The organism is Butyrivibrio sp. INlla18, assembly GCF_900103635.1.
GTDB lineage: Bacteria > Bacillota > Clostridia > Lachnospirales > Lachnospiraceae > Butyrivibrio.
In genome coordinates this window covers 1-17,886 of record NZ_FMXK01000026.1, presented here as the reverse complement: position 1 = coordinate 17,886, position 17,886 = coordinate 1, and the positions used below count along the sequence as shown (strand labels likewise).

Sequence of the window (17,886 nt, the reverse complement as noted above, 5' to 3'; positions counted from 1 at the left end):
ATTCCGTCCCTAAAGTTGAAAAACAATTTTATTTCTATATTTAACCTGCATCGAGATACCGATTAAACAGATTATGACCGACATAACGGATGCAACTATATAGCATCTGATATCAGGAAGCTCCACCCCAAGCATCGGCCTTCTAACTACCTCGATCATGTAATAAAACGGATTCATTTCATATATGATTGAGTATCCCTTTTCATCCAGAATTCTAGTGTCATAAATGATAGGCGTTGCATAAAACAATCCCTGCAACATAAGAGACTGTATCGGCGCAAAATCCCTGAAGAAAAGATTGACAATAGACGTAATGCTTGCCAGGCCTAAGGTAAAGGCATACATAAGAACAAAGCCAGGTATGCACATCAACATCTTCCAGTTAAACAGATCCGGATTGATAATCAGATATAGCGTAAAAAAGGCTAGAGTAGAGTACATCAAATTAACAAAGTTTGTTGTTGTTATCCTGACAGGGAAAATAATAGTTCCCACGGATGACTGCTTTATATATCCTTCTGCGCTCATGAAGCAGCCTGTTGATACATCTGCTGTTCCCGACATAAAGCTCCATGGGTTAATGCTTGCGAAAATTAATGGAATCAGCGATGCCGGGCTTGTACCAAACAAAATTGCATAAACACCCCCAACAATTGCAGCAAGTCCCAAGGGTGTGAGAACAGACCATAATACTCCTAATTTTGATCTTCGGTATTTCATTAGCACGTCCCTTTGGACAAGTACTTTTAACAAATATCTGTTTCTATATAACTCTGTAAAATATATTTTAAAAGTGTTCACGGTCTTAATCCTTCATATAATGCCACTGCTTTATTAGCACATTTTCTTGCCGCATTATGAATACGATATGGTCTGTACTTTACCGGCAGATACTTGTTATTGCCTTTTAGAAACAGTTCTGGGATTTCTGCCTTAATTTCATCAAGCTGTCGCTTTTTTGAAAACTTTTCGGCACAGTACTTCTGGGCATTCACTACTGTTTCTTTCGCCAGCTCTCTGTTAGATAAAACAAAATCAATTTTATCTGTCCAAGAGTCAACCGTATTGGCTGTCAAAAATCCGTTCACGCTATCCTGAACAACATACCTGTATGGATAATCATCAGTATAGATTCCGGTTATTCCAAGCAGGCTGTACTCTATAAATTTATTAAAGTATTTACATCTGTAAAAATCTTCCTGAAGGGTAGGGGCAACACCTATGTCAAAAGACATATTGCTAACCATACTGTAATAATCAGCGTAATCCATCCACGGAATGCATATGACCTCAGCCTTGCAGTCAGCTATATTCTGTTTTCTCATGCCAACGCATGTAAGGACGATATTAGGATATTTACCAATCAGCTTGTTTATTGCGGGGATTACTAAATCATTTAACTGTCGATAGTGATTTGCGCTTCCGGTGTACAATATGCTGCATGAATCCGGATTAACAGAAGGTTCCCTCACATCATTCAGCTCTTTGCAGATATTGGTACAAACACACCGGGCGCCTGTCACATATTGCTTATAGCGATGAATAAAATAGGGACTCGATCCCCATAATACATCACAATGCTCCAACACTTTCTTCAAGTACTCACAATTCTTTTCAAAAGATATTAATGTGAAAAACTCCCGTATCCTGCTTGAATATATATGTGGCAGATTAAGAAGATCATCATCCAGATAAACTATAACTTGTCTGCCTGATTCTTTTGCGGCAGAGGTGATAGCATATGCACTTTTATTAAATGGACGAATGGAGAGTACAATGTTCGCCCATTCAATGTCCTTCTTCCTGACATCAATATGCGCCATTTCTCTGACGGTAAAATCTTCCTCAGAAAAACAGCGCATCACGTCGCAAAGAAGCTCTACGGTTGGAATACGTGAAGAGTAAACAATAAGTATGTTATTCATATGACTGATTTTTCCTGCGGTATTCATCCTCGAATATCACCATTCTGTATGCATCTTCAAATTCTCCTTCACTACCAATCGCTTCGCTTTTCATGACAGTCTCTACAGTTAATCCTGCATTTTCTAAGAGTTCTTTCTCATCACTATATCTTGTGAAAACAAAAGAATAGACCTTATGCATTCCAAGCTCCTCAAAAGCAATCATCAGGAGCTTGTTTATGGCAATCATCTGGCACTCTGTATTCCATTCCTCGTCATCGCTAGTAAAAATGCAGAGTTGGCATCTTTTATTGGTCCTGTCTATGTCCTTTAAATAAACCGTTGCTATTGGGTAAAAGCACACTCCGGAGGACTCTTCAATTTTCTCAACAATAAATTGCTTATAGTTGCCGGTTTTAACCTGCTCCTCGTAAAACTTTCTATGAGACTCTTCTGTAACCGGTGTTCTGTTGAAGCAATGCATAGCAACTTTAGGGTTGTTTCTCCATCTAACGATCAGTTTTCCGTCATCCTCATTTATAGGTCTTAAAAACACATTCATATCAGAACCTCTTAAAGAACAGTATTAATATCAAAATGTCCACCTGGTATATCATTTTCCTCAAAGTAGCATTCTTCCCAATATCTCATAAACATGCCTTTTTTCCAGTTATTAAGATCAACAGGAAGATCAAACAGATAATTATCAATAGCGGCTTCCACAGAATTAAATCCGTAATGCGCCCTCACACATTCAGTAGAGGAAAATCGTGTATTTATCTCAAAAGGGATTGCTCTTCCGTTGACTATACGCATCTGAACATTAATAGCCCCCTCCGGCTTGAGTGCAGCAGCTACTTTTCTTGTGACATTGATAACCTCGGAATTATCGTCAATTTTTCCATAATACGACATGCCATACTCAAGATTTCTGATCATTGGAATAACTCCTGCAACATTTCCTTCTTTGTCGCAGAATGCCTCAGCTGTATACTCAATATCGCTATCTAGAAATTCTTGAAGTACTATATTTTCAGAATCTGCAAACTTTTTGGCAAAAAGCTCTTCTTCAGAATTAATCTTATATATATTTCTCGACGCAGAGGAAATTCGCGGCTTCATAAAAATAGGATATCCGCCGGTTATATCCAGCAGTTTTTTATAATCGTCGAACAGAACCGTTTCAGGAAATGGAAGGTCATATTTTTTGAATGCTAGATAAGTTTTATATTTATCTGTGCCCAAATCCACAATTTCTGGGCGCGACAAAAAAACAATTGCTCCTGATTCTTCTTTTATTCTTTTTGCTGCGTTCGATAATGCATATATTTCATGCTCGGTACCCGAAAAAATACCGGCAATACTGTTTTCTTTGCAAATATTTATGATTGCATCAATATATGAAGTGTCCTTAGCAACGGGTACTATATGTCTGCCAACGATTCGATCCGATATAAAATATCCGGCTCCAAGCTGTTCTGAGTTAGTTACATGTATATTGACGCTCTTGCCATACTTTGACATAAGAAGTGCTTTAAGAACACTCTGTCCCATAGTGCTGCCTGCACCGGTGACCAATATATTCAGGTTCATGTTTATCTTATTGCTGCACATCTTCGCAGACCTTCCTTTAAATCTATTTGTGCCTTATAGCCACATCTGTTTAATTTGCCAGGATCCAATACTATTTTTGAATCATCTTCACCTTCTACCACTATCGGGGTTACTGCACATTCCCCTCCGCTCAGATCAACTCCAATATCGACAAGTCCTTTGACACTTGTTCCTATGCCAGTTGAAAGGTTAAACACACCATCGATATCGTTTTGACACGCAAATATCAGTCCATCTGCCACATCCTTAACATAGATGTAATCTCGAGTTCTTTTTCCTTCACCGTATAGCTTTATTGGTTCTTTCTCTGCTATGGACTTAACAAGTGCTTTAATAAGATTCCCAAATCTCTGTCCAGGACCATAAACATCTGATATTCTCATAATAGAGTAGGTTATAGTTGTATTTTTAAGCATATCTTCAATCAACAACTCTCCCACATACTTGGATAAACCATAAATATTTGCTAATGCAGGTTCTGCTATGTCAGTTTCCTTGATGTTATGTGCATACCCTTCGCCATACACATTATTGCCGCTCGCAAAAATCAGTTTTTTCACGCCAGTTTCCTTTATAGCCAGTAGCATTCTGTACAGTCCGGAAATATTGGAGTCAAAAACCTTTTCAGTATCTGAACTATCAGCAAAAGCTGCTAAATGAATGACATGAGTCACCTGATTCAGCGTCAGTGTCTCTCTCATGCATTCCACATCAAGCAAATCAAAGTTATCCCTTGTCCCTTTAACATAATCTATGTCACGTTCTTCCAAAGATTCGCATACGAATCTACCTATAAAGCCATTCGAGCCTGTTACCAATACCTTCATAAATCCTTTTTCTCCATTTTTCTCTTATCAGATACTTGGCGTTTTCTCTCCCACATCCAATAAATCTGATTCTTAGGTACGCTCTTAAAGAATTGTATTTGTGCCTTTCTATTCTCAGCTGCAATTTACGTCCATCATATTGGCATATTGCAAAAGACATATCCGTGATATCATCGCGCTGTTGCCCGATACTTCCGGGATTAACAAATACCCGTTCTTTCTCGGTATCTATAACGTATTCTGAAGTGTGCTTTACGATATGGTCTTCAACAGAGCCATCATCTGATATGATCATTACCCTCGGTCTGTGAGTATGCCCGTAAAAACATATGTTTTCGTATCCGTCGAATGCATCTGTCACATCCTTCGGATCATTAAGATACTTCCAACTTTGTAAATCAGCCTGTGGGCAGGCATGATAGAAGCCCATCCCATTCTCAGTATGTTTCATCGGAAGCAGAGCAATCTGACTAATCATATCGCCAGATATGCTATTTCTCGTCCATGAAAACGACTCCTCGCACAATCGGCTCTTTCTCTGCTCAGGAGCAATGATCATCGCTTCATGATTCCCCATCAAAAACAAGGAGCACCGTTTTTTTAATAGATTGAAGCATCTCTCCGGATCTGCACCGTAACCAATTGCATCTCCAAGAAAGACTATTTGATCTATTTTCTCTCTGCGAATTATCTTCAATGCCTTTCGCAATGCCTGATAGTTACCGTGCACATCAGATATAACGGCGAACCTTTCAGTAGTTAGCTTCATGGCAGATGATTACTTTCCTATGAACTTTATTACTTCATCACATATATAATCCACATCTTTCCTGGTCAGATATAAGTTAAGTGGAAGTGATAATGTATGGCTACTTACGTAATCTGCATGAGGGCAAGTTCCTTTGCCATATGCATACATTTTGTATTCGGTATTAGCGATATAATGAACTCCCGGAGAAATGCCTGCCTGATTAAGGGCGACAATCAGTGCATCTCTGTCATCCACCAGAATCTGGAACAAATGACATGAACTTTCACAGCCTTTCTCAATTCTCACGAATGTAATCTTGTCTGAATATGGCTCGAGTCTTTCTCTATACCAGTTGCAGATCGTCCTGCGATAAGCATTGTCTCTATCAACATACTTTAGCTGCACCAATCCTATGGAAGCCATAACAGAGTTGCCATGTCCTTTTTCGCCTATATATTCGACGTCATATTTCCATTTATAGTTGCCCATATTCTGTGTTCTGGCATAAGTATCCTTATTGATTCCAAGCCATGCTTTTTTTCTTACGATTTCGTCCAGCCTGCCATCTTTAAAGCAGATCATTCCGCTGTCTGCTGTTGGGAGATTTTTTACAGCCTGGAATGAATAGACAACCACATCAGCTTCAGATCCAGGGATCTTGCCGTTAATCCGCGTTCCTGTCATATGGGCGGCATCAAGGATAAATTTCAGATTATTTTCCCTGCAAATCTTGACTATTTCTTCATAATTTCCTGTATTTCCGCCAAGTCCGACATACATCACAGCCTTTGTTTTATCTGTAATATGTTCCTTTACAGACTTGGGATCCAGGCAGAAAGTATCATCAATATCTGCAAACACTGCCTTCAAACCTGACTTTGCAATTGCATGGTTTGTTGAAATAAAGGTGATAGGTGTTGTTATGATCTCATCGTCATCATTCCATCCACATTCTTCCTTTAATATGTCAACCGCAAGATACAATCCCATGGTTGATGAGTTCAGGTAATGCGCATAAGGGAGTCCGGTATACTGTTTCCAGGCATCCTCGAATTTAACTGTTTTAAAGCCCATTCCTGTCCAGCCTACTTCCAGGCACTCGCGTATTTCTGACAGGCACTCGTCAACTTCATATTTTGCTTTAAACAACTGAATATCCATATTCTTTTCTCCTTGTGATATATACTTTTAACCGGCAATTTTTACATATAGTGATAGGAATCTTTTTATCGTTCCTTTTTTCTTCATATGCCAGAACCAGGTTATAAAGATCCTTCTCTTAAATTCCTCTCCGACAGGTGTAAAAAAGCTCAGATTACTGTTTCTTTCATTCTCCGGATAGTTTTCATCTATCCATTTGCACATCTCTTCAAAATATGCATATGCAACATCAATTGGTTTCCCACGGGCACAGAACATCGTCTCGTGAGCAATTGTTTTTATGAAGAAATATTCAAGATATTCCTTCTTTATGGTTTTTAATGGATATAAGCTCTCCTGCAGCTTGTCAAATAATGGCAGGATGCTGTTGTTTTCATTTATCTGCCTGTGCTGCGTGTGCGACAGTGACTCACTGTTAGAAAACCAGCTATATCCCACTATCGGCACAGAAAAGAGTCTTTCTGCCTGGTTATATGCATTAAAGGAAAAGTAAACGTCCTCTCCCTTATTTACCGGAAGAAAGCTGATTTCATGTTCTTCAATAAGTTCTCTTTTATATAGCTTTCCCCAAGGGGCAGTCATTCTGAAAGGCGACCAGTAATCATCCGTCAGCTTCATAATCCTTTTGGTATTGCCATTTGAATCTACCGACTGATAACCCGATACAAGTACGTCAGCATCCAGTTCCTTTGCCCTGCCATACATACGCTCAAAGAAATCTCTTTCCACATGATCGTCCTGATCAGAAAATGCAATATATTCTCCCTGCGCATGCTTCATACCCAAGTTCCTTGCATATGAATTCCCTTGCTTTGATTCCTGTATGAAATATATTTTTCTTTTATCCGCCCATTTATCTATGAGTTCTTCTACTACCGCTAATGAATTATCTGTCGAACCGTTATCGACAACGATTATTTCAATCCCATCCAAAGTCTGGTTAAGCAGACTTTTCAAACAGGCACCTAGATAACGTTCCCCATTAAAAACAGGAACTATAACGGATATCTTGATTTTGGAGTCTCTGTCCATACCCCCCCAAAAAAAAGTTCTGCCTGTGGTAAAACAGACTTCCATTTTCGTAAAGAGTATTACTGACAGAAAAAGTGCCTTCATTTCCGCTATCTACGCGATTTTTCCGTCTGAACTGCCCCTGTTTTTGACCCTCAAAAATTCTGAGAGTCTGTTCATGTTTTCCTGCTTCATTTCCATAGAGGGATGAACATATCTGTTTAACGTAATGGAAACACTTGCATGCCCCAGTATTTCTGACAGAGACTTGATATCAAAACCAAGCTCAACACATATTGTGGCGAAACTATGGCGACAAGTATGCATAGTGGCTCCTTCTATTACACATTCTTTCATCACACGATTAAAATGATTCTCCATGCATCTGGGTTCAACAAAAAAACTTTCAGATCCTGTCAGGAAGAAGCAATCATCCGGTTGTTTGATATTGACCAGAACGTTATAAATATCATCGGGAATCGGGATATCCCTCACAGAGCAGTCACTCTTGGGAGTTGTAATAATGATCTGCGTTTTATGACCATGTTCATCTGGCTTATGTATTCTCTGCAACGTTCTTTCCACATGAAGCTTATGTTCATCAAATGAGATATCTCCCCATTTAAGTGCGCACAGTTCTCCGATACGAAGTCCGGTATAAAGAGAGAGCAGTATCCCCAATGAAATGAACGAAAGGTTATTCAGCAAGTATTCTGTAAGCCTATCGCATTCCATATGGCTGAATACACGAAGCTGCTTTTGTGGCTGTTTCAGCGCAAGCCCATCAAATTCCATAGTCGGTACACACTTTACACGGCGGAGATGATCTATTACATTTTTCAGAACAGAGATTATGCCGGATACGGTTTTGGGAGACAATCCCTTTCCACTAATACCGCCATTGGCGAGAAGCTTCGTTGAGTATGTCGTCACATCATCTCTTGTAATATCAACAACTATCCGGTCGCCAAATTCAGGAATCAGATATTTTTCTAAAATATGCTGATAACCGGACATGCTGGATTCCTTTACTATTGGTTCTTTATACTCAAGCCATTCCTCTGCAGCCGCCTGAAATGTCTCTTTCATTGCTTCTTTCTGCTTCTCTGTAAGAGTTTTATTTGTTTCCTTTAGCGCAGCCTTTGCCTGAACAAGCTTTTCTTTGGTTTCTTTATATGTTTTTCCGAATACAGACCCCTGCAGAGGCTTTCCATCTCTTTTTCCTTTGGAATAACGACCCTCCCAGCGTCCGTCCTTTCTTAGCCTTATGTTTTCTCCTTTTCTAGGCATGTTCTTTTATCTCCCTTCCTATAATTTTTATTCTCTGCCCCTTGATCTGACCCCTTATAGGATCGAAACTGGTTGACAGGTCATTAATAAAAACGTCAAATATGCATAATTTGATAGAATAATTTAGTAAAAATAACCAGAAACAACTCGGATTTCAAATTGTTTCTTGCTTTTTTGTTGGATGCGTGAGAGAATAAATCTATATGTGTTGGTATAATTTAAAGAATGACAGCATTCTTTAGGTAATACTCTTTACGAATTATTCTTTACGTAAAATGCAGGTGAATATTGGTGCTTCGTATATCCCGGCACTATTGCAACCATAAAAATCGATAAAAAAAGAGCAGAGAGAATTCCTTATTTGACGGAATTTACATCCTGCTCTTTTTGCTGTGGGATAGTACTATTCAATTATTTCTCTATCGGCATCGGCTTTTTATATTTTCGATTATCATTGTGTGTGCTATATCACCATCTCATTTCTCTTAACCCGATGCTGTAATTCTTTCCCTTGCGTTACTGTCAGATCTTCGCCGCCCAGCGCCCTTTCAAGCAGTTTTCTTATAAGATTGTGTTCCGAAAGTTGATTCACGATCCATTGGACGGACTCTTTCAGTTTCCGGAGTGTGCCAAGTTCGATCTTCTCCTTGAATGGGAGCTTCCGGCTATCTTCAAATTGCTTTTTTTCTTTTGCAAGAGACGCCTCTCGTGCAGCCATATTCTTCTCGTGAGCCGCCATTTCTGCTCTGGTCTTATCCACGGACTTAGCAGTAGCTAAAATGCTTTTATAATCCTCCTTCGGAATCTTGAAGTATTTCCCGTCAAAAGTGGAAGCAGGAGAGGGAAGCGCTTTAATTTCTTTCCTTGTAAGGATTTCTGCACCCAGACGATCACTTTCCTTTTTCTGGCTCTTGATTTTTTTATTGATATCATTAAGCTCAGCATTGGCTTTGCTCGTCTCTTCCTTGGCTGAAACAAGCTGCTTGTCTGCCCGAGATACCTCTTCGTTTTTCACAGCAAGCGACTTGGTGACAGCCTCAATTTCCTTCTTCTGATCGGATATCTGGGCCGCCTGAGTTTCGATCACAGCCTGATTTGTTTCGATCTGCGCTTCCTGCTCAGCAGCTTTCTTCTGCTTATACTCATAACCTTCCAGACCGTAATCCTTCTTTTTCTCAGCGTGTTTTGCTCTTTCTTCCTCGGTCATATCTTCATAGATTTCACAGTCGAGTACCGGATAACCCAGCTCACGCATACGTTTGGGATACTCTCTGTTCATAAAGGTAAAGAACTTAAGGTTGAAATCTTTCTTGGCATTCATAGTTAGGCAGCCGTCCTCTTCAAAGGATGTTGTCAAACATATGCTATGGTCATGTTTTGATTTTCCACCCATTTCATCACAATGTATAACAGTTGCAACGATTTTCCACCCTGACTGCCAATCATGCAGTATACCCCTCAAAACCTGATTACCGTCCTTGATAATCTTTAGCTGTTCTTCCTCGGAGAGTGATTGCATTATCTCCATAGGTATCTTTTGGACTATTTCTATAGCAGAAACAGTATCTTTTCTCAAAGCTCTTCGCCCATGAGCCTTTCGCTCTGTATTGATCCGGTCGATCTCCGCTTGGATCACCAGCTCCATATCCATATCGGAGCTTCCGCACAGCCATACATTATTTTTTGTAAGTTCATGATCTATGGACGCATCCCGCCCTTTACGCAGATCATTCATTTCCTCCCAGGCTTTCTTTACGCTGCAGGTACGGGCAGCTTTTCCTTTATGCCTTTGGTTGGATGGATTGAGTGACAGTTTCAGGCAGGGGAGTCCTACGTGAAATTCATTCATTTGTTTTTCTCCTATCTCCGGCGGTAAGACCTGGTCGATTTCCGGTCGCCGGTAGCATTCTTAAGATATTAAGTACGTGACCTCGTACTTAACTGCGTTAAGTGTCGGTCCTCTGCGAGGCTTGGCCGGGAAGATGCGTCCCGGCTGTTGCGTTGCCCGCAACGCTCGGCTTCCTTTTCGGAAGCCCATGGGCGTTTGGATATCCACCGGATACCCAAATCGGACGGATGGATATCGAATGGATATCCATTTCAGTCACCGTCCTCATCGCCCATGCTCAAAACGAGGTTTGCTATTCCTGCGGTATAGCGTCCCTCGCTTTGAATTTCCTCCGCACCTGTGCCTGTGGTAATTGACCCTGCATTTGCACCGGTGGGAGGAAGAGAGCCCATCTGCACCTTTTCATCAATACTCAGGCAGATGTGCTCCAGCCGGCTTAAGCTCTCTTCGATCTGCTTAAGCGGCTGCCCGGAGACGGTGGTGCTGTCTCCAGGAGTCTCTGCGACCATCTCAGCGATGATCGCCGCATAAGAACGTTTTTCCGTCAACCTTTCCCTCATGTATTCCCATGCTGCAAGCTGCGAAGGATCGTCCTCCCGGAATTTGACCAGGATGCTTTTATACTTTGCCCTCATTTTCTGTTCTTCTCCTGCATTTCCAGCTTCATCCGGGCACTGGCCTCATATCCCTTGGCATTGGCGCAGATATCATCGTAGAAGGTCACGCCGGGCAGCTGAGAGAGGGTAGAGTAGTGCTTAAGCAGGCATCCGCCTCCGCCAAATACATGAAGCTTGACATTCTCGTCATATCCATATACTTCGAGTTTCCTGATTATCTCCGTTGTATATGTCCTTGCCAGTTCATCCGTGGTCTGCGGCACATCCCCGGTTCTTCCTTCACATCCATTTCTGAGCAGTTCTTCAATCCTGCGCTCTGCGATATTTCTGCCCAGCTTCTTGGAAAGAGCACTCTGTATCTCCCGGACACAGATGGAAACCCCATAGGTTTCCGTCTTAAGGCTGTTTTCATAAGGTGTGCCGTTTTCAATCCTTGCGATGTTCATGGTTCCATTTCCGATATCCACGATCATGTTTTCTCCGGACAGGTCACTGATAAGGGCAGTTTCAGCAAGGCACTGCGGGAAGATAAACACTTTGCTGATCAGAATATGGTATTCCTTGTCACGGAAGGTAAAGACCGGCTCCTGATCACAAAGCATATATTCCCGAAAGTTCTTCTTCTGAGCTCCGATCCATTGGAGCGGAAGCCCCACTGCCAGGATGATATTGGCTTCCCTGTAGCCCCTGACATCCAGTTCTCTTGCGATTGCAGCGAGAGTAAGGATGTGATAGTCATTTCCCTTCGTTTTCTCGCCCTGATAGGTCAGATGGCTTTCGCCGATGACATACTCCCGGTCACCGTATTTCAGGATGTTATTATTCGTGATCGCCTCACCCTGAAGCAGTTCCACTCCGGCAGGGAAGACCGTGCTTACTGTCTTTATATTCCCGTATCCATGATCCACGCCGATGATCACCGGCTTATAATCCTTTAACTCTTTCATGATAAAATTCCTCCGTATTCTTTGTTGTTATTGTGTATGTGCTATGATTGTTTCCTGCTTAACTTGCCATGACAGCTTTCAAGCAGGCGAAATTGTCCTCTGCTATGTAATCCCTGACCGATTCAGCCGGAAACATCAGCGGAAAGCTTCTTTCCTTGATGCGGTTGGTGATACGGTCATCATATTCCAGTCTTTCAATCGGCAGGTTGCTGGTATATATCGTGATCAGGCGGTTGATATAGCGTGAATTGATGATGTGATACAGTTTCTCCTCAATCCAGTCCTTGATCCGTTCGATCCCGAAATCATCAATCACAAGGATCTCCGCCTTTGACAGGTCATCAAGAAGCTGGTGCTCGGTCATTCCTTCCTCCCGGTTCCAGCTTGCCCTGATCTCATTGAGGATCTGGACCGATGTGGCGAATTTTACCGACAATCCGCAGCGGTATATCAGATCGTTGGCTATTGATGCCGCCATGCGTGTTTTTCCGCTGCCCTTGGTATCGGAGTAAAGGTATAACCCCATCCCCTGAGCCTTCATCTTCTCAATCCCGTCAATCCACCAGTTTATGGCCTTGCAGTCCTTTGTGATCACCATCTGGGAATCCTGGCGGCGGTAAATATCGTGCCGGAAATTCTCCATCCTGACATCCGAAAAGGCATCCGGGATGTTGGCAAACTTAAGCTTCTTTCCAAGCGCCTCCCTTTTTCTGATCCCGCAGTCACACTCCCTTGCGTAGGAGTAGCCGTTCTCGTCATAAAAAGCCCATCCCGTGCCCCGGCATATCGGACATTCAGAGGCCGTAGAGGTCGATCTCATTTTTAGACCAGCCGGAGGATTCTCCTGAGCCAGCGCTTTTCCTGTCTGTTCTGTTTCTGTCTGTCCCGTCAGCAGTTCCATGTTCTGCTCCTTTCCTGTCCGCTTCGACATATTTGTGTGTATTTGATTTATGATTCTTTGATTCTTGTTTTTTAGATTCTTGTATATATAATTGTGTCGGGATTCCCGATACCGGTTTTTCCGTTATCGGTTTCTCCGTTGACGGCTTTTCCGTTGACGGGTTTTCCGATATCGTTTTTTCCAACAACGGTTGTTTGGGAACCACATTGATCCTGATGCAGATATCCGCAAATTTGCCGTTAGTCCTTAGCTGCTCTTTCACCAGATAGCCCTTCTCCTGAAGCCTATCAAGCCCTGCCCGGATAGCATCCCTGCCGTCGTCCAGAATGGTAGCGAGACCATTTATTGTGAAGTTCCAGTTGTCCGGCAAAGACATAAGTGTGATGAGCAATCCACGGTCAAACAGCTTCAGCGTCTTGTCGTGCAGGATGTTCTGACTGACCATCACAAAGTTTCCCTGTGTCTCATTCTTCAGGACCATTCTTTTCATGCTCCTTTCCGGACGGGTGCACCGCCTTGTTTTCTATCAGCCACTTATACAGATCGTCCCAAACGACAAACTTACGGCGACCAATGTGGAAGCAGGGGAAGCCCGGCTCTCTGAACATTGCATAGGCGACCGTTTTGCCTATCCCCAGATACTTTGCAGCCTCTGCGGGTGTAAAAATCTTTTTTTCATCTATCAGATCCTGTATTGATGTCATGATTCTTCTCCTTTCGTTCAAATCTCGTATGTTGTGTGTCCAGCCATTCCATTGCCATGCGGATCGCTTGTCTCTGAAGCGAGCGGCTCCTGGCTTTCCAATATCTTCCGGATGCCATATACCGGATCAATTCCACCTTCGTGATCCTGTGATCACCTTTCCATCGAAAGGATTTCAGATACCCTTTGTCGATCCACTTTGCTATAGAATTCTTGTGAATGCCGGTTACCATGCTGGCTTGCCTTATGCTCAGGACATCAGGTTCCGAAGAGAGCAGAGTGGTGAGCACCCTTATCTTCTCCGGAGAAACATCCGTCCGTCTGCTCTGGAACCTCTTCTCCATGTAGCGGGCGACATCTTCCACCCGGATCCGATAATACCGGACGGTACCAACCCGGCGCTTAGTGTAGGGGACCAGTCCACGCTTCGTTGCCAGATATGCGGTACGAGAGCTGATACCGGCAGCCTCCATGAATTCCCTTTGTGTCAGATAATCGCCATATTGTTTTTTGATCTCGAGGATCCTCTTTTCTAAATCTGTCATCTGTTTTTCTTCCTTTCCGGCACCGATAATCTCTCCAGTTCTCTCCGAGTTCTCTCTTTTTTGCAAAAGAAAAAACTTCCTTGATTTCTCTAAGGAAGTTCAGTAAAATATGGCTTGTATGAAGTTTTCGTATATTTTACGGGGCGCGGAGGCTGTCAAAATATCGAATTAGATATGATTATTTATCTTGATTTTTGACCGCTTTTCGGTTGGTGTAAAACACTCGAAATGCGTTTGTCCTTTTGGGCACGCGGGTTCGAATCCCGCCGTCTCCGCTATATCATTTTCCCCAACACTTCTATATTTTTCTGCATCTTTTGACTATTCATAATTTTTTTCAAAAAACATGTAACCAGCCAATATGATTTTTCGTTATATATAGTGAAGACCTTAAAAGGAGGATCATTCCAATGGATGACTCACAAATTGTAGAGCTTTACTTATCAAGAGATGAAGCAGCCATAACAGAAACATCTCAAAAATATGGCAGCCGTCTCAGAGTTATAGCAAGCAACGTGATAGGCGAAATAGACATTGCCAAGGAATGTGAAAACGACACATATTTCAAGACTTGGAATCTTATTCCACCAAACGAGCCAAGAACATACCTATTTTCTTTTTTGGGAAAGATCATCAGAAACCTTGCAATCGACAGAGTTCGTCATGATGGTAGTCAAAAGAGATCTGCCAAGCTCAGCGAACTTACTACCGAGCTTTCAGAGTGTATTCCTGGTCAAAGCGATGTTGCTTCTGAGGTTGATGCAAAAGAGCTGATTGCATTGATCAACTCCTTTCTTAAGGATTGCTCCGAGGAACAGCGCAAAGTATTCGTAAGAAGATACTGGTACTTTGACTCAGTTGCTGACATCTGCAAAGCATACTCACTTCCACAAAGTAAGGTCAAGACCATGCTTTTTAGAATGAGAGAAAAGCTAAAAGAGCAGCTTAATGCAGGAGGTTACAGTATATGAATACATATGATCTATTAGATGCAATAGGAAATATTGAACCCAAATACGTAAATGAAGCTGACATCAATCCAAAGACCAGATCTAATGTAAGGAAGTTCTACACATTATATCTGGCAGCTGCAGTTCTTTTACTGACGGTCATTGCAGGAACCGTGCTCACAGTTCAAAAGCCAGATCAGATCACTAAGGAAGACGACGAGGCCGAGATTGAAACCTTTGTTACCGAAAGCTACATACCATACATGATCATGGTCGATGGAAATCTCTACTATAGCACTGACGCCCCTTACACTGAAGAGATCCCAGATGATGCTCCTATAAAGGTGCTGTCCTATGTTGATGGAACCCCAGAAGAGGATGGACAGCAAAACTTCGATGAAACCTCTTCATCTCTTTACGTAGTGATAGACGAAACTCACATTGCCGTACAGATTGATGGCAACTACACAATCTTTGAAAAGATCACAGAATGATTTTTAGGAGGAATGGATTATGAAAAAGAATCTTATATCAGTTATTTTAAGTGCTACCCTCGTTGCAGGAACATTAGCAGGATGCGGAGCAGAGGCTCCTAGTGAGCATCCTTCATCCAACACCTCAGTTTCTGAGAACAATCAGCCACAGACAACAGATATTGCAACAAACCCTGATTTCAACAAGTCTCTTATTGAATTTGTTGAGCAAAACGGCTATGCAGAGGATAACTATATGGTATCTCCTACATCCTTTAGAGCAGCTCTTGCTCTGGCTGTTTCAGGTGCTGATACACAGACCAAGGAGCAGATCCTGGCAGCCATGGGATTTAGTAGTATGGATGAACTAAATGCCTGGTACAGCTCTGTTACTTCATCAATCGATAATTTCGACGAGCTGTTAAAAGAAGCTCAAAAAGAATTCAAGAAAAACAAGAAGTGGTACGGCGAAGATGCCAAAGAACCTGACGGAGCCTTTCAGATGGCCAACTCCATTTGGAGTAACACAGATGCCAGCGGCAAACTTTCCAAGGACTACATCAAATATGTAAACAAGAACTTCGACGCAGCAGCAGAAAACGTTGATAGTAACCATATTACAGACAAGGTCAATTCCTGGATCAACGACAAGACCTGCGGTCTCATTCCAAAGATAAGCGACAACATGTCCTATGCATCAGTAGTTCTCGTTAACACTCTGTACCTGAGAACATCCTGGGTTGAAGAATTTAGCGACTATTACACAGCTCCTGGAGACTTCACCGCAATTGATGGTTCAACTGTAAGAAAAGACTTCATGCAGCAGACAAACAGCTTTAAGTACTACGAGGATGAAAAAGGAAAGTTCGTTGTTCTCCCAATGAACGGCGGAATCAACGCTGTATTTATCCTTGGAGAAGTGGATGATATAATGGGTAAGCTAGAAGATGCTACATACGAAGAAGTTGATATTAAGCTTCCAAAGTTCGAAATAGAGAGTTCTTTTAGCAACAACGAGCTTATAGATTACATGATCAGTCAGGGCGCAACTCTTCCATTCTCACAGGATGCAGATTTCTCTGTAATGAGCGACGACATGTCCCTTATGATCTCAGACATCATCCAGAAGACCAAGATCAAGGTAGATGAAGATGGAATTGAAGCCGCTGCAGCTACAGCGATCATGATGACAGAATCTGCTATGGAGATAAATGAAATAAAAGAGTTCCACGCAGACCAGCCTTTTAAATTCATGATCCTTACTGACAGTGGCACACCAGAACCACTCTTCTGCGGTCAGCTCGTTAAATAAACCAATATTTAAGGAGATTAACATGGAATACATAGAAAACGAATATCTTAAGATCGGGGTAGCCACTCACGGAGCTGAGCTTAGCAGCATTTTTGACAAAAAGAGAAACAAAGAGCTCCTCTGGCAGGCTGATCCAACATATTGGAAAAGACATGCACCAGTTCTTTTCCCAATCGTAGGAAATGTTAATGGCGGCGCATTCAAATATAAGGGTAAGTCTTATCCCATGTCCGCCCATGGTTTTGCCAGAGATACAGATTTTGAGCTGGTTAAAAAAGACGACAACAGCATAAGCTTTTCATTAAGATCAACTGCTGAAACAAAGGAAAAGTACCCATTTGATTTTGAACTTATCATCACTCATATCCTAGAAGAAAACACGATCAATGTGGTATGGGATATAGTGAATACTTCTGACAGCGAGCCTTTATACTATTCGATCGGCGGTCACCCCGCTTTTGCTTGTCCAATAAATGATGGTGAAAAGAGATCTGATTACAAGGTTAAGTTTGAAAAAGATAGCCTTACCTACTCTCTTATCATTCCAGATACAAGAGAAGTTGATTATCAGAATCCTAGTACTCTCACATTAAAAGATGGGGTTCTTGATATCATAGATACCTTATTTGATAAGGATGCTCTTATCTTTGATGACTATCAGGTTCAAAAGGCAAGCCTCTGCACACCAGATGGCAAGCCATATATCACACTTAGCTGCGAAGGTTTCCCAAGCTTTGGACTTTGGTCTCATCCTTCACCAGATGCTCATTACGTATGCCTTGAGCCATGGCTTGGAAGATGTGACAACAAAGGATTTGACGGAGAACTTCCAGAAAAATATGGTGAGCAGTGTCTAGAAGCAGGCAAGACTAAAACGGAGCAGTATCAGATAACTATTTCATAACAAAAATAAAGAGTGCAGAATAATCTGCACTCTTCAGACTGTAGACAAAGTGGTCCTGAGAGCGTAGCTCTCAAGACCATTTTTCTTTTTCGCGAGTGTTTTATTGATAATAAAGGATAGAAACGGC

Annotated in this window: 20 protein-coding genes; 4 read left to right on the top strand and 16 right to left on the bottom strand. The window is 41.9% G+C overall.

What is annotated here, in order from left to right; translation table 11 throughout:
* Positions 1-9 precede the first annotated feature (9 nt).
* The 16 genes from BLS24_RS15640 to BLS24_RS14600 form a co-directional block, all read right to left on the bottom strand.
* Positions 10-720, bottom strand: a complete 711-nt coding sequence (locus tag BLS24_RS15640; protein WP_091760924.1) for an ABC transporter permease — start codon at positions 718-720, stop codon at positions 10-12.
* A 77-nt stretch (positions 721-797) separates the two neighbouring features.
* Complete coding sequence (locus tag BLS24_RS14670) at positions 798-1,925, bottom strand: glycosyltransferase family protein (RefSeq protein ID WP_091760870.1); 1,128 nt, start codon at positions 1,923-1,925, stop codon at positions 798-800.
* Positions 1,918-2,466, bottom strand: a complete 549-nt coding sequence (locus BLS24_RS14665) for a GNAT family N-acetyltransferase (RefSeq protein ID WP_091760868.1) — start codon at positions 2,464-2,466, stop codon at positions 1,918-1,920. The genes BLS24_RS14670 and BLS24_RS14665 overlap by 8 nt, the downstream gene beginning before the upstream one ends.
* Before the next feature lie 11 nt (positions 2,467-2,477).
* Positions 2,478-3,518 (bottom strand): ATP-grasp domain-containing protein, encoded by a 1,041-nt coding sequence (locus tag BLS24_RS14660; protein WP_242872318.1) that lies wholly within the window; start codon positions 3,516-3,518, stop codon positions 2,478-2,480.
* Positions 3,500-4,345, bottom strand: coding sequence for an NAD-dependent epimerase/dehydratase family protein (locus BLS24_RS14655; protein WP_091760865.1), 846 nt, complete (start codon positions 4,343-4,345; stop codon positions 3,500-3,502). Before BLS24_RS14655 ends, BLS24_RS14660 begins: the two co-directional genes overlap by 19 nt.
* Positions 4,305-5,114, bottom strand: coding sequence for a metallophosphoesterase family protein (locus BLS24_RS14650; protein ID WP_091760863.1), 810 nt, complete (start codon positions 5,112-5,114; stop codon positions 4,305-4,307). Before BLS24_RS14650 ends, BLS24_RS14655 begins: the two co-directional genes overlap by 41 nt.
* Before the next feature lie 9 nt (positions 5,115-5,123).
* Positions 5,124-6,257 carry a DegT/DnrJ/EryC1/StrS family aminotransferase gene (locus BLS24_RS14645; protein WP_091760860.1) on the bottom strand — a complete coding sequence of 378 codons (1,134 nt, stop codon included), beginning with the start codon at positions 6,255-6,257 and terminating at the stop codon, positions 5,124-5,126.
* Between the two features lie 27 nt (positions 6,258-6,284).
* Positions 6,285-7,289, bottom strand: a complete 1,005-nt coding sequence (locus BLS24_RS14640; protein ID WP_176764453.1) for a glycosyltransferase family 2 protein — start codon at positions 7,287-7,289, stop codon at positions 6,285-6,287.
* A gap of 93 nt (positions 7,290-7,382) precedes the next feature.
* Positions 7,383-8,558, bottom strand: coding sequence for a tyrosine-type recombinase/integrase (locus tag BLS24_RS14635; protein ID WP_091760854.1), 1,176 nt, complete (start codon positions 8,556-8,558; stop codon positions 7,383-7,385).
* Positions 8,559-9,021: 463 nt separating this feature from the next.
* Positions 9,022-10,407 (bottom strand): hypothetical protein, encoded by a 1,386-nt coding sequence (locus BLS24_RS14630; RefSeq protein ID WP_091760852.1) that lies wholly within the window; start codon positions 10,405-10,407, stop codon positions 9,022-9,024.
* Positions 10,408-10,658: 251 nt separating this feature from the next.
* Positions 10,659-11,042: a hypothetical protein gene (locus BLS24_RS14625; RefSeq protein WP_091760849.1), complete on the bottom strand. Its 384-nt coding sequence runs from the start codon at positions 11,040-11,042 to the stop codon at positions 10,659-10,661.
* The gene (locus tag BLS24_RS14620) at positions 11,039-11,971 is read right to left on the bottom strand and encodes a ParM/StbA family protein (protein WP_091760846.1); all 933 of its coding nucleotides are present in this window, start codon (positions 11,969-11,971) and stop codon (positions 11,039-11,041) included. The genes BLS24_RS14625 and BLS24_RS14620 overlap by 4 nt, the downstream gene beginning before the upstream one ends.
* Positions 11,972-12,029: 58 nt before the next feature.
* Entirely contained in the window at positions 12,030-12,872 is an 843-nt protein-coding gene (locus tag BLS24_RS14615; protein WP_242872317.1) for an ATP-binding protein, read from the bottom strand.
* On the bottom strand, positions 12,766-13,353 hold the full coding sequence (locus BLS24_RS14610) for a helix-turn-helix domain-containing protein (RefSeq protein WP_091760843.1): 588 nt from the start codon (positions 13,351-13,353) through the stop codon (positions 12,766-12,768). The genes BLS24_RS14615 and BLS24_RS14610 overlap by 107 nt, the downstream gene beginning before the upstream one ends.
* Positions 13,337-13,576, bottom strand: coding sequence for a helix-turn-helix transcriptional regulator (locus tag BLS24_RS14605; protein WP_091760840.1), 240 nt, complete (start codon positions 13,574-13,576; stop codon positions 13,337-13,339). Before BLS24_RS14605 ends, BLS24_RS14610 begins: the two co-directional genes overlap by 17 nt.
* The gene (locus tag BLS24_RS14600; protein ID WP_091760838.1) at positions 13,548-14,186 is read right to left on the bottom strand and encodes a helix-turn-helix domain-containing protein; all 639 of its coding nucleotides are present in this window, start codon (positions 14,184-14,186) and stop codon (positions 13,548-13,550) included. Before BLS24_RS14600 ends, BLS24_RS14605 begins: the two co-directional genes overlap by 29 nt.
* Positions 14,187-14,530: 344 nt before the next feature.
* Here BLS24_RS14600 and BLS24_RS14595 point away from each other — a divergent pair, with 344 nt between their 5' ends.
* The 4 genes from BLS24_RS14595 to BLS24_RS14580 are packed head-to-tail and all read left to right on the top strand — an operon-like array spanning position 14,531 to position 17,759.
* Complete coding sequence (locus BLS24_RS14595) at positions 14,531-15,091, top strand: RNA polymerase sigma factor (RefSeq protein ID WP_091760835.1); 561 nt, start codon at positions 14,531-14,533, stop codon at positions 15,089-15,091.
* Positions 15,088-15,564 (top strand): hypothetical protein, encoded by a 477-nt coding sequence (locus tag BLS24_RS14590; RefSeq protein WP_091760832.1) that lies wholly within the window; start codon positions 15,088-15,090, stop codon positions 15,562-15,564. The genes BLS24_RS14595 and BLS24_RS14590 overlap by 4 nt, the downstream gene beginning before the upstream one ends.
* A 19-nt stretch (positions 15,565-15,583) precedes the next feature.
* Positions 15,584-16,855 carry a serpin family protein gene (locus tag BLS24_RS14585; protein WP_091760829.1) on the top strand — a complete coding sequence of 424 codons (1,272 nt, stop codon included), beginning with the start codon at positions 15,584-15,586 and terminating at the stop codon, positions 16,853-16,855.
* 22 nt (positions 16,856-16,877) lie between these two features.
* On the top strand, positions 16,878-17,759 hold the full coding sequence (locus BLS24_RS14580; RefSeq protein ID WP_091760826.1) for an aldose 1-epimerase family protein: 882 nt from the start codon (positions 16,878-16,880) through the stop codon (positions 17,757-17,759).
* Positions 17,760-17,886: the final 127 nt, after the last annotated feature.